This is a genomic window from Pseudoalteromonas sp. NFXS53 (genome assembly GCF_056629255.1).
On record NZ_JBWVBR010000002.1, the window covers coordinates 225,959 to 239,299 of the forward strand.

Here is a 13,341-nt window from a genome sequence, read left to right on the forward strand (position 1 = left end):
AAATTGAATAAAAATAACGCTGCACAGCAATGTTTATTACTCACCAGCTATTATTAAAAAATACGTAGCTGGTTTAGAGACAAAAAAGCCGTGCAAATGCACGGCTTCTTCAAATTATTTTTCTGCTTTCTGGTGCGCAAACGCTGCACCCACAAAACCTTCAAATAACGGGTGACCATCACGAGGCGTCGATGTGAACTCAGGGTGGAACTGAGCTGCAATGAACCAAGGGTGATCTTTATTTTCGATAATTTCAACTAGCTTCTTATCTTCAGACAAGCCTGTGAAATGTAGGCCCGCTTTTTCAAGACGCTCGATATAATTGTTGTTCACCTCATAACGGTGGCGGTGACGTTCAGTGATTTCAGCATTACCGTACACTTCACGTACTTTTGAACCTTCTTTTAAGTGACATAGTTGCGCACCTAAACGCATTGTGCCACCTAAATCAGATGCTTCATCACGTACTTCTACGTTACCTTCTGAATCTAACCACTCAGTGATTAGACCAACAACTGGGTGAGCTGATTCTGCATCGAATTCTGTTGAGTTTGCACCTTCAAGACCTGCAACGTTACGCGCATACTCGATTAGCGCAACCTGCATACCTAAACAGATACCAAGGTAAGGTACTTTGTTCTCACGCGCATATTTAGCTGCCAAGATTTTACCTTCAACACCACGGCCGCCAAAGCCACCTGGTACTAAGATAGCATCAAGATCTTGTAATAACTCAATACCTTTGCTTTCGATATCTTGTGAATCAACGTATTGAATGTTTACTGTTACACGGTTCTTAAGACCCGCATGCTTCAACGCTTCGTTTACTGATTTGTATGCATCTGGTAGTTCAATGTACTTACCAACCATACCAATTGTCACTTCACCTGTTGGGTTAGACTCTTGATAAAGAACCTGCTCCCATTCAACTAAATCAGCTTCTGGTGCTTCAATGTAGAAACGACGACACACTAGGTTATCTAAATCTTGTGATTTTAATAACGCAGGTATTTTATAAATGCTGTCTACGTCTTGAAGTGAAATAACCGCTTTTTCTTCTACGTTAGTGAATAGTGCGATCTTTGCACGTTCGTTTGCAGGAAGTTTGCAAGATGAACGACACACTAGAATATCTGGTTGAATACCAATTGAGCGAAGCTCTTTCACAGAGTGCTGAGTTGGCTTAGTTTTAACTTCACCAGCAGCACCAAGGAATGGTACTAACGTTAAGTGCATGAATAATGCATTTTCACGACCAAGTTCTGTACCAAGCTGACGAATTGCTTCTAAGAACGGTTGTGACTCGATATCACCTACAGTACCGCCAATCTCAACGATCGCGATATCGTGACCTTCAGCACCTTCAATTACGCGGCGCTTGATGTCGTTAGTGATATGTGGAATTACCTGAATAGTCGCGCCAAGGTATTCACCTTTACGCTCACGACGAAGCACATCTTCAAAAACACGACCTTGCGTGAAGTTGTTGCGCTTTGTCATTTTGGTGCGAATGAAACGCTCGTAGTGACCTAAGTCTAGGTCAGTTTCAGCACCGTCTTCAGTTACATAAACTTCACCGTGCTGAATTGGGCTCATTGTACCCGGATCCACGTTGATATAAGGATCCAGCTTAAGAATAGTTACGTTTAAGCCACGGGCTTCTAATATTGCTGCCAACGATGCTGCGGCAATACCTTTACCCAAAGACGAAACAACCCCGCCCGTTACGAAGATAAATTTTGTACTCATGCGAACCCTAGAATATCAGGAAAATGGAATTTTAAATAAGAATCAAGACGGGGCGATAGTATAGCAAAGCACTTAACATCAATCCACAAAAATTTAGCGTAAGCGCTTTAAATAATGACAAGTAAGATCTCAAAAAATCGTCTTATTGTTTCGATTTTTTCTTAACCAGCTCCCAAGCCTCATCCATTTCTTCAAGGCTTGACGACTCTAGCCTTTTCCCCTGCTGTTTAAGTACGGCTTCAACTTGGGCAAATCTGCCAACAAATTTATCTGTCGCGTTTCTCAGTATTTGTTCTGGGTCGTGTTTAGCATGGCGAGCCACATTGACTGTCGCAAACAGTAAATCACCGATTTCTTCAGCTGAGTGTTCAGACTGAGGATTCTCTGCAAGTGCTTCGCTTACTTCTGCCACTTCTTCTGATACTTTTTCAAGTGCCCCATGGTAGTCTGGCCAATCAAAGCCAAGGTTTGCTGCGCGTTTTTGTACTTTCTTGGCACGCGTTAATGCAGGGAGCACTTTCGGAATGTCATGCCATAGGGGTTGCTCAGATGAGTTCGGTTTTGCGGCTTTTTCCTGATCTTTAATCGCTTGCCATTGTTGCTCTAGCTCTTCATCGGTTAATGTTTTTTGTTCTGAAAATACATGAGGGTGCCTGCGAACTAGCTTGTTGTTTAAACCCTCAACCACCTCGTTAAAATCAAACAGCCCCTGCTCTTTGGCCATTTGCGCGTAGAAAATAACTTGGAATAACAAATCACCCAGCTCATCTTTGAGATCAGCCATATTGTCACGCTCTATGGCATCAGCCACTTCATAGGCTTCTTCTAAGGTATGTGGCACGATGGTTTTGAATGTTTGGGCTTTATCCCAATCGCAGCCCTTTTCGGGATCTCGAAGTGTTTGCATGATGTTGAGTAATTTATCGATTTCAGTTTGATTCATTTTTTAAACACTTATTTTTAAAACAATAAAGTCGGCAAATGCCGACTTTATTAAATTGATATTTTTAGCGATTAATGCTGTCGCTTAGCTTCAAACACGCCATCAATTTGAACCAGCTTAGTGATCAAGCGGTTCATCGAAGACAGATTAGAAACCTCTATTTGCATGAGGAATACAGCTGTATTTTGCTCATAGTTAGTTTGCAAGTTCATGTTTAATACATTCACTTTTTCATTGGCCAACACTGAGCTAATATCTCGAATAAGACCTTGTCTATCCTGCGCTTCAATTCGTAAATTAAGCGCATAAGATGACTTAATATCATCAGACCAACTGACTGCAATTTCGCGCTCAGGATGTTGCTCGCAAATGTGCGCAAACGACTCACAATCAATACGGTGCACTGCAATGCCACGGCCTTGCGTGATATAACCAACAATTTCATCGCCCGGCACTGGCTGACAACATTTGGCGACGTGACTCAATAGGCTACCCACCCCATCGACCACTATACCGTTTTTGTCGCCTTTCACCTTTTTGCGAGAAGTAATCTTGAGCGTATCTTCAGGCTCTGGCTTAGCTTGGATAAAGTTTAGGAATTGGTTAATGCGTACATCGCCCGCACCCAATGCCACCATCAAGTCGTCAAGCTCTCTAAAGTTAAAACGCTCAACCGCTGGTTCTAAGTCTTTATAGGTAAGATCTAGTTTCGACAAATGCGAATCTAGCATCTCTTTACCCGCTTGTAGGTTCTTATCTCTATCTTGCTGCTTAAACCAGTGATGGATTTTACTACGAGCACGCGATGAGAAAATATAACCTAAGCTTGGGCTTAACCAGTCACGACTTGGCGCTGGATTTTTCTGAGTTAAGATCTCAACCTGATCGCCAGTTTTTAGCTTATAAGTAAACGGGACTATTTTGCCAAACACTTTAGCACCCACACATCGGTGGCCGACATTAGAGTGAATGTAATAAGCAAAATCCAGTGGTGTCGCGCCAAGTGGCAAGTCAAAAATATCGCCCTTTGGTGTAAAGACATACACTCTGTCTTCAACCACTTGGTTTTTCAGCTCATCGGCTAAGTCACTGCCATCAACCACTTCTTCTTGCCATTGAAGTAACTTGCGTAACCAACTGATTTTCTGCTCATAGCCTGAGCCACGCCCAGGTAAAGCGCCTTCTTTATACATCCAGTGGGCCGCAACGCCAAGCTCAGCATCTTGATGCATTTCTTCAGTACGAATTTGGATCTCGACCGTTTTACCTTCAGGACCAAACACCACAGTATGAATAGACTGGTAACCGTTTTGTTTTGGTGTGGCAACGTAGTCATCAAACTCTTTTGGCAGATGACGCCAGCTGGTATGCACAATACCTAACGCGGCATAACAGTCTTGAATTTCATCCACCACAATTCGCATAGCGCGAATATCGAAAAGTTGATCAAATTCATAGTTCTTTTGCGACATCTTTTTATAGATGCTGTAAATGTGCTTAGGACGCCCATAAACCTGCGCTTTGACGCCTGCTTCGGCAAGCTTGCTAGAGACCAGGTTCACCATGTTTTCCATATAGGATTCACGGTCTAGACGCTTATCAGATAGCTGCTTTGCAATACGCTTATAAGTTTCTGGGTGAAGATAGCGGAACGATAAATCCTCAAGTTCCCACTTAAGCTGACCTATACCTAAACGGTTAGCTAATGGCGCAAAGATATTCGCAGTGGCTTTTGCTGTCACCACACGCTCTTCTTCATCCGCGTTTTTTACTTCACGTAAATGACAAATTTGTTCAGCTAATTTAATAACTACCGCTCGCACATCTTCAACCATGGCCAATAACATACGGCGAATGTTATCAATCTGTACATTACCTTTCCCCTGATGAGCCAAAGTGCTGATTGTCGCCATTTGCTCAACGCCCTGTAACAATAAAGCGACGTTATCGCCGAGCTCTTCTTTTACATCATCAAAGCTGATTAACCCTTCAAGAAAATAAGGCGTTAAATAAGCAGATGCCAAAGATTCAGGATCAAAATTCAGCTCGGCAAGGATTTCCACCATCTCAACGGCTTTATTCAAGGTCGTTGCATTCACATCAGAAGGACATAAAGCATGGGCTCGGTCTAAATATGAGAGTTTATCGTCTGACAGATTCAGAAGATCTAGCCGAGCCGAAAAATCGGCTGGTAGATGAGTTTGATGTGATTGGCGGGTTGCAACCATCTGCATTACCTCCTTTGGAACAACGCCATTGTCTCTATATGCCCCGTGTGAGGAAACATATTCATAAGTCCCACTTTACTGATTGTGAAGCCAGCTTCAAGTACTAAAGCACTGTCTCTCGCTAAAGTAACCGGATCGCACGATACATAGAGGATTTTTTCGAACTGCTTAAGTGCTAACTGCTTCAATACGTCGAAAGCGCCGGTACGAGATGGGTCTAAAATCAATACATTCGCTTGTTTATCAAACCACTTGGCACTTGAGATATCATCAGTCAGGTCAAAACATTCAAAAGATACATTTTCAAGCTGGTTTTGTTCTGCATTTGCTTTTGCTCTTTGTACTGAACTATCAACCCCTTCAACACCGACAACGTGCTTCGCATGTTTTGCAGCAAGCAATGAAAAGTTACCAATACCGCAAAACAAGTCTAATACGGTGTCTTGCTTATTGAGTGCTAACCAACCTAGTGATTGCATTAGCATTTTCTCATTTACTTCGCCGTTAACTTGAATGAAGTTATTGAGCTGAAAATCAAACTCAACCCCATCAACTCGATAGTTAGGGAGCTGCTCATATGCTACAGGTGTTTTACCATCATCCCATAAAACCAGTACACCTGAGTCGCTTAGCGCTGCCGTTACTATCTTTTTAGTATTGTCGTCAATTGCTTTGGTATGCCTGATTAATACAAATACACCGTTATCCGCTTCACAAAGCTGCACATGACTAATTGAATGAAGTTTGGCATTGTCTGTGATGGCAAGTCTGAGTTGGGTGAATAGCTCTTTAAAAGCAATGTTTAAAACAGGGCAACTTTCGACTTCAACGATTTGTTTACTTTTTTGCGCTCTGAAACCCAATTTGAATTGCTTGGTTTTCTTATCTGCAATACAAGCAATACGGGCAGAGCGACGGTAGTGTTTATCATCACTGGTGATAGCAGGTTGCCATGCTAAGTGCGTTTCTTTTGCAAACTTTTCAAATAGTTTACTGACGGCTTGTTGCTTGTATGTGATCTGGCTGTCTACTTTTAGATGTTGTAACTGACACCCGCCACATACGCCATAATGTTGGCAAAAAGGTGTAACACGCTCTTCACTCGGCGTAAGTACTTTGACTTGTTTCGCCTCAATGAGCTTTGACTTCTCATCGAGAATTTGTGCTTTTACTTGCTCGTTTGGTAATGCACCGTCAATAAAGCACACCTTGCCATTGTGATTTGCAACACCGCGACCTTGGTGATCAAGTGACTTTACATTCAAAGTCAGTACTTTGCCTTTATTAGACGTTTTTTTAGCACGAAATATCTGTGCCATACGAATGCCCCTTAATGTTTGCCAACCCGTGTCTAAGTCGATACTCTTAAAGCTAGAATATTAATAAGAAATAGTTCATTCATGACCAGATTAGGCCTGCGCGATAGCATTCTCGTTCTAACTTTAATTCCAACCATGCTGATTGGTTTAATTCTTGGGGGGTATTTTACAGTAAATCGCTATGTTGAGCTTGAAGAAATTCTCTTCCAACGTGGAAGCAGTATTTCAGAGCCATTGGCAATCGCATTAGAACAGCCCGTTCTGCGTGAAGATAGAGCACAACTTAAGCGTATAGTCAGTACTGCACACAACAAACATTCTCCGCTTATTAAAAGTATTGCTGTTTTTGATGTTGAAAAAGAACTACTACTCACCAGCAATTATCATGAACATTTTAGTAACTTAAACTTCTCTAACGACATTAAAACGCTTCATCATACTGATATGGTGAAAAGAGACGATACATTTATATTTTTCACCCCAGTTAAATTTAACTCACAACCTTCAGAACTATGGCAAGATGCCCATGCTGCACCGCTGGCGTTATTAGTTATTGAGGTGAGTAAAGATAAAGCGATTATTGCGCAGCAACAAACGCTTATTATGAGTATTAGTATCATTGTAATTGCATTAATTTTGAGTGGTATTTTGTCGTTGCGCATCAGTAAAGTATTAGTTTCACCACTGTCTAAGTTACTTTTAGCAACAGACAAGCTGGTCGAAGGTAAACAAGACATAGGTCTTCAAGCACCGATGCAAGGTGAGTTTGAACTGCTTCGTCAAGGGTTGCACACCATCAATGGCGCCATGGCAAACCAGCGTGACGAAATGCAAAAGCATATTGACCAAGCCACCAGTGACTATAGAGAGACACTCGAGCAGTACGAAACTCAGAACATTCAGCTCAATATTGCCAAAAAAGAAGCCCAAGATGCCAACCGAGTTAAATCTGACTTTTTAGCAAAAATGAGTCATGAATTACGAACCCCCTTAAACGGTGTGATTGGTTTCACAAGACAACTTTATAAAACGCCGCTAAATAAACACCAAAAAGAATATTTAGATACCATTGAGCTTTCAGCCAATAGCCTCATGACCATTATCAGCGACATCTTGGATTTCTCTAAATTAGAAGCGGGTGCGATGGAATTAGAAAGTATCCACTTTCAGTTACGAGAAGTCATCAGTGAAGTCATGACATTACTGGCGCCAAGCGCTTATGAGAAAAAACTTGAACTGTCTATTTCTATTCACCCTCATGTGCCAGAGAATTTAGTAGGTGACCCCACTCGATTAAAGCAAGTACTCATTAATTTGATAAGTAATGCCATTAAATTCACAGAAAAAGGCGCGGTTAAAATTGATATCACTCACCGTGTAATCAAACAAACCAATGCTTCTTTGTTAGTGTCTGTCAGTGACACTGGTGTAGGCATTGCAGCAGAAAAACAAGATGCGCTATTCACACCGTTTGGCCAAGCTGACTCAAGCATTACCCGTAAATTTGGTGGCACAGGTCTTGGCCTCATTATTACTAAGCATATAGTTGAGGCCATGCGTGGTAGTATTAGTTTAAACTCAGCTCCTGGCCAAGGTACTTGTTTTACCTTTAATGCCATCTTTGAACTACCTCAGCGAGCATTCAACAACGACTTACCGACTTACAGCCTTGAAAATAAGCGTATTTTATTCTTTGAACCTCAAGAGCATACTCACTATGCAATATTAGCCCAATTGCATGAGTGGAAAATGCAAGTAACGCCTTGTTTGACTGAAGAAACTTTTTACCAGGCTCTTGAAAAAGACTTCAGTTATGACATCTGTTTAATTGGTAATACCGCTGACGTTGAACAAATGCCGGTGCTGAAAAACTACATCTCTCAAGCTCGTCCATTGTCTGATTATTTATACCTCATGGTCAGTACCATTTCTCATAATATGCGAGAATCATTAGTAGGAAGTGGCGCAGATGCCTGTGCAAGTAAACCTTTACATTACCGAAAACTGTGCGAAATGTTAGCTGCCCCGTACCGGTTAGATCATCCTGATGTGTCAACCGATGAACATGACCAACCAATATTGCCTTTAAAAGCACTCATCGCTGATGATAATGATGCCAATTTAAAACTACTTTCTACACTGTTATCTGAGCAAATCGAAGGCATAGATACTGCGCATAATGGCGCACAAGCTGTGGCTCTGTGTAAAACCCATAAATATGATTTGATCTTCATGGACATTCAAATGCCCATTATGGACGGCATCACGGCATGTAAAACTATCTTAGATTCATCTCTCAATGAAGATACCCCTATTATCGCTGTGACAGCACACGCTTTAAGTGGCGAAAAGGATCAGTTACTTAAAGATGGATTTAGTGGTTATTTAACTAAACCCATCGATGAAGACATGCTTAAACAAACGATTTGTGATTACAGTAGTTCTTCGGTGAGCTCTGCAACAAAGATCAAATCGGAAGAAGTTGAGCCAAGCCCTGCCCCTTTTGAAAGCCATTTACTTGACTGGCCTTTAGCACTTCGTCATGCAGGCGGTAAATCCGATTTGGCTATTGAAATGTTGAACATGCTATTAGATAGCTTAAACGACACGCACCAACAGATAAATCAAGCACTTGAAAATGAAGATTTCGCACTCCTGCTTTCTGTCATTCATAAGTTTCATGGCGCTTGTTGCTACACAGGTGTGCCTAAACTAAAACAGTTATCAGAAACTATTGAAACCGGTCTGAAACGCCATCAAAACATTTCCGATGTTGAGCCTGAAGTGCTCGAATTACTTGATGAGCTAGAAAACTTTAAACAAGTCTCCCAAGCGAGCTAGTTAAGTTTCGGCTCACCAAAGTTAACGTGAAAATGCAAGTGCTTACTATCTTGATAATCACCAAGATTAGTAAGTACACGTGCAGAACCATATTCTTTTTCAACTTTACCTGCCAGTTTTTGTACAACCATGATAAGGTGAAAAAGTTGTTCAGAGTCGTGCCCACCTAAGTCAGTAAACGATGGAATGTGTTGCTTAGGAATAGCGACTATGTGTACTGGCCAATGGGGCTTAGTATGATGAAAAGCGAGTACATGCTGATCTTCATATACGACATCAAGCTCTACTTGGCCGCTTAATGCTAAATCACAGTAAAAGTCATTACCTGCATAACTTGTCATATTATACTACCTCCACAATAAGTCTTTAGTTGCGTCAAAGGCTTTATAATACCAACCCTCAATAATATTCAATCATTTTGAGGAACTAAAACTGACGCTAGTTTCGTTAAAAATTTCTCATTTTAAACAACTAAATAGCAAAATATTCGCCTTGCCTACATGGATGTAGGTACCTCAGCGATAGCAGGACGCGTGAGCGGTGCTATCGACAATTTTTCTTGCCTCAAAATAGAGCGCTTAACTAAGAGGATTGGTATAAGAAAAGATTCTTAGCTTTCATATTCAAAGTGTAGCAATGAATTAAAAAGCGAGGGTATATGAAACAAAAAAGCGGCTTACCTAAGTAAGCCGCTGATTGGGAGACGTTAAAATGAATTGAATGGTTTATGCGCTTTTGAGAAGCTCTTGCTTAGCGCCATTTATTGCAATGGTGCGAGGTTTATCTGCTTCTGGGATCTCACGCTCTAAAGCAATATTTAATAGACCATTCTCTAAAGATGCACCACGTACTTTTACATGGTCTCCCAATTGGAATTTGTGTTCGAAATTTCTTTCAGCGATACCTTGATGAATAAAGGTACGCTCTCCATCAACCGATTTGGTTTCTTTTAGCCCTTTCACTGTTAAAGTATTTTTCTCGGTTTCAATTTGTAGTTCTGACTCTACAAACCCTGCCACAGCCATGGTGATTTGATATTTGTCTTCACCTAAAAGTTCTATGTTGTATGGAGGAAAGCTTGATTGCTTTGCATTACGACTAGCGTTATCCATAAGTTGAGCTAAATGATCAAAACCAATGAATGAACGGTATAATGGTGATAAATCTACTGTACGCATAATAATATCCTCTTAGAGCGATAAGTTCTTGGCATCTCCTCTCATGAGCAAAAATACCTTTATAATTCATAATATTAAGTTAGTGAAAACCCTGTAAGGCGTCTTCACAATAAGAGATAAGGTCTGCTAAACAGTTTTCAAGAGAAAAAATTAAAAAGATTTAAATTTAATTCTTAGGGATACATAAATTTTCACTCAACTTACTGATATTAAATACTTTATAAAACTTTCATCGAATGCTTTATTATAAAATCGATACCTGAATCTCAACACGATAGGTAAAATAGCCAAAAACCTCACGTTGGCTGGATCCTAAACAGTCAATAAAAAGTGAATTACATAGAAAAAGCCTGAGCGTTGACCCAGGCTTTGTTTACTTACTGTTGGTTGGAATCTGTTTTAATATTTAAAGCGTTTACTACGTAGAGAAGAATTTGTTGCTTTAGAATCGTATTTATCTGAAAAGTATGAGGCCTGAGATAGCAATAAAACAAACGAATCTGTTTTTGTGTCTGATCGCTCATCTAACTCTTCATTTTCGCTTTTTGGTAATTTAAAGCTCATCAAGAGTACAGTTGATAGTGCAACAACGATCCAGACAGAATATCGCCAATCACCTGATTGCACAGACCCCGCTATCGCTAAAAACACACCAATTAACAATATCACTCTAAATCCATGTAACATTTTTTAATCCCTTAAACTAAATAATCTATTTGTTAAAGTTAATTGCAAAATATTTACAAATCAAGCTTAAGGTTAAGAAAATGTTTAAATATTAATAAAATTGCACTCTATTTTTGAATATTATGAAAAAACTCATACAGTGATGCTACTAGCCCAATTATCAACTTAATAACAACAAAAAACCATCAAGTATAAAACTCTCCAGAAAACTGGAAGTTTTTAAGCATTAATCTAGATTTAAGTTAATAGTGTTGATGTTTAACTACACAAAAATTACACGCCCACTTTTTACTACATGTTTTTGGGGTCATAGATGAATAAACGGTTTATTCCTTCAGAACAGATAGGCTCAATACCAAGAAATGCTGAGCTGATAAGTGCGTATAAATCGTTTAAAAATGGCGAGCTTAGTTATGCTGCACTCTGCGATATCGCCGAATCAGAGACAGTCCAAGTAATGAAAGATTTAGAGGCTTTAGGCTGTAGAGTGATCAGCGATGGCGAACAACGAAAGTTTGATGGCTTTGCGCATTACTGTTTACACAACTCTTGTTGCTATGAATCCGAAGGTTTATTAGTTGATTTTTCGGATGGTCATTCTCGCGTATTTGCCCCACACCTCAAAACGGCACCATTTAAATACGAGCATACCGCAGATGAGTTTTTACAGTTTGCAATAAAACACGCAAATGTCCCTGTCAAACAAGCTGTGATCTCTCCTTCAATGCTGAGTTTAGTCTATCCAAATACAGGCTTAAAAGGTTACAACCATCAACAATTCATAGAAGACTTAGTTCAGCAACATGTAGGTGAAGTGAAACGCTGTTTAGAGCTTGCGGCGCACAAAGTACAGATTGATTTCACCGAAGCAAGATTATCTCTTAAGTTAGATCCCTCTGGTGAGCTACTTAATTCATTTGTCGATTTAATCAACAAATGCCTTTCACATTTCAACCAAAAAGAAATTGCTCGTATCGGTATTCACACTTGCCCCGGTGCCGATATCGATTCAACACACAGTGCCGAGGTGGACTACAAATATTTACTGCCCACATTATTTGAAATCAATGCGGGTAACTTCTATGTGGCAGTCCGAGGTGAAAAAGAGCCAGAAAAAGCGCTCTATTTACTCGGAAATGTCATCAAACCAGAGCAAAGAGTTTTTATAGGCGTGACCAATCCTATCAGCACAGAAATAGAAACACCTGAATCGGTATGTGAATTATTACTCACCGCTGCTAAATATATCCCTGTGGAGCAGTTAGGCTCTACAGATGACTGTGGCTTTTCTCCTTTCGCAGACGATATATCAACTGCCCGAGAAGTCGCATACCAGAAGATAAAGGCTAGATTAGAAGGAACCAAACTGGCAGAGATGAAGCTTGGATTAAGTTAAAGAAGTAAACATGACGAGTATTGAGCCAAGTTTAAACCTGCATCAACTCAATCTTGAGATGGAGAATCACCAACTCAAAAAAGACCTCAGAGAAAGGCAGTTTGAGCAATTTACCTTATCTAAGATACAGCAAGTCGCAAAAGTAGGCACTTGGAAACTCAATCATCTCACCTATGACGTTTGCCTCTCCCCCGAGCTATTGAACATGTTGGGGCTAACAAAGACGTCTTGTAAATTAAAATGGAATGAGTTCATTAATCTTATCGACCCTGAAAAACGCTTGGCGCTTGAAACACAATTAATTCAACTTGAAGACGTTGAGCACCCTGCAATTGTTCATACATTTTTAGACGATACACAAATAAAACGCCACTTTAAGCATTTTAGTCATACGTTTACAAATAGTATTGGACAACCGCTTCGAACAGTCGGCCTTATTCAAGATATTACTGAAGAGTTTAACCAAGCAAAAGAGTTAGAACGACAAGCAATCACTGATGAGTTAACTAAATTATATAATCGAAGAAAAATTAATGCCTCTTTACGCGAATTAATAAATGACACAGTAAATACTGGTTTGCCTTTTTCAATTATGCTATTCGATTTAGATCATTTCAAAAGAGTCAATGACGCATTTGGGCATAACTATGGCGACGAAATACTTATGGCCACAGCAGATGCCATGAGAAAATTTTTACCTAGTTACGCACAATATGGTCGCTGGGGAGGTGAAGAGTTTCTTATAGTCGTCAATAACGTATCATTGACCGATGCTTGCAATATCGCTCAACACATCAAAAATGCATTAAATACCATTAAATTTCCAAACAAAAAGTCCCTTTCTGCCAGTTTTGGTGTAACACAATTTAAGAGAGATGATAACTTTACAACCTTACTCACTCGAGTCGACCAGCTTATGTATAAGGCAAAGCAATCTGGCCGCAATCTGGTTGTGTGTGGTTAAATTGAAATCAACCTAACCACACCCTATCGAATTGTG

Annotated in this window: 10 protein-coding genes; 3 read left to right on the forward strand and 7 right to left on the reverse strand. The window is 40.2% G+C overall.

The genetic code is table 11. From position 1 onward, the window contains the following. Positions 1–114: 114 nt before the first annotated feature. The 4 genes from AC1HJP_RS03810 to rlmD all read right to left on the reverse strand — a co-directional run bounded on the left by AC1HJP_RS03810 (position 115) and on the right by rlmD (position 6,239). On the reverse strand, positions 115–1,749 hold the full coding sequence (locus AC1HJP_RS03810; protein ID WP_480360443.1) for a CTP synthase: 1,635 nt from the start codon (positions 1,747–1,749) through the stop codon (positions 115–117). 142 nt (positions 1,750–1,891) lie between these two features. After that, positions 1,892–2,692 carry a nucleoside triphosphate pyrophosphohydrolase gene (gene mazG, locus AC1HJP_RS03815; RefSeq protein WP_480360444.1) on the reverse strand — a complete coding sequence of 267 codons (801 nt, stop codon included), beginning with the start codon at positions 2,690–2,692 and terminating at the stop codon, positions 1,892–1,894. A 71-nt stretch (positions 2,693–2,763) separates the two neighbouring features. Then, on the reverse strand, positions 2,764–4,920 hold the full coding sequence (relA, locus tag AC1HJP_RS03820) for a GTP diphosphokinase (protein ID WP_480360445.1): 2,157 nt from the start codon (positions 4,918–4,920) through the stop codon (positions 2,764–2,766). A gap of 5 nt (positions 4,921–4,925) precedes the next feature. After that, positions 4,926–6,239 carry a 23S rRNA (uracil(1939)-C(5))-methyltransferase RlmD gene (gene rlmD / locus AC1HJP_RS03825; RefSeq protein ID WP_480360446.1) on the reverse strand — a complete coding sequence of 438 codons (1,314 nt, stop codon included), beginning with the start codon at positions 6,237–6,239 and terminating at the stop codon, positions 4,926–4,928. Positions 6,240–6,320: 81 nt separating this feature from the next. Here rlmD and barA point away from each other — a divergent pair, with 81 nt between their 5' ends. Continuing rightward, positions 6,321–9,080 (forward strand): two-component sensor histidine kinase BarA, encoded by a 2,760-nt coding sequence (gene barA / locus AC1HJP_RS03830; protein WP_480360447.1) that lies wholly within the window; start codon positions 6,321–6,323, stop codon positions 9,078–9,080. Here the strand turns inward: barA and AC1HJP_RS03835 are convergent. The 3 genes from AC1HJP_RS03835 to AC1HJP_RS03845 all read right to left on the reverse strand — a co-directional run bounded on the left by AC1HJP_RS03835 (position 9,077) and on the right by AC1HJP_RS03845 (position 10,927). Further along, on the reverse strand, positions 9,077–9,421 hold the full coding sequence (locus AC1HJP_RS03835) for an HIT domain-containing protein (protein ID WP_480360448.1): 345 nt from the start codon (positions 9,419–9,421) through the stop codon (positions 9,077–9,079). The two genes, barA and AC1HJP_RS03835, sit on opposite strands and share 4 nt — an antisense overlap. Before the next feature lie 384 nt (positions 9,422–9,805). Then, positions 9,806–10,258: an Hsp20 family protein gene (locus AC1HJP_RS03840; protein WP_138481004.1), complete on the reverse strand. Its 453-nt coding sequence runs from the start codon at positions 10,256–10,258 to the stop codon at positions 9,806–9,808. Positions 10,259–10,657: 399 nt separating this feature from the next. Further along, positions 10,658–10,927 (reverse strand): hypothetical protein, encoded by a 270-nt coding sequence (locus tag AC1HJP_RS03845; RefSeq protein WP_480360450.1) that lies wholly within the window; start codon positions 10,925–10,927, stop codon positions 10,658–10,660. A 331-nt stretch (positions 10,928–11,258) separates the two neighbouring features. Between AC1HJP_RS03845 and AC1HJP_RS03850 the strand changes: the two genes are divergently transcribed. Then, positions 11,259–12,341 (forward strand): uroporphyrinogen decarboxylase/cobalamine-independent methonine synthase family protein, encoded by a 1,083-nt coding sequence (locus tag AC1HJP_RS03850; RefSeq protein WP_480360451.1) that lies wholly within the window; start codon positions 11,259–11,261, stop codon positions 12,339–12,341. Between the two features lie 10 nt (positions 12,342–12,351). Further along, positions 12,352–13,305, forward strand: coding sequence for a GGDEF domain-containing protein (locus AC1HJP_RS03855; protein WP_480360452.1), 954 nt, complete (start codon positions 12,352–12,354; stop codon positions 13,303–13,305). The last annotated feature ends 36 nt before the right edge of the window (positions 13,306–13,341 follow it).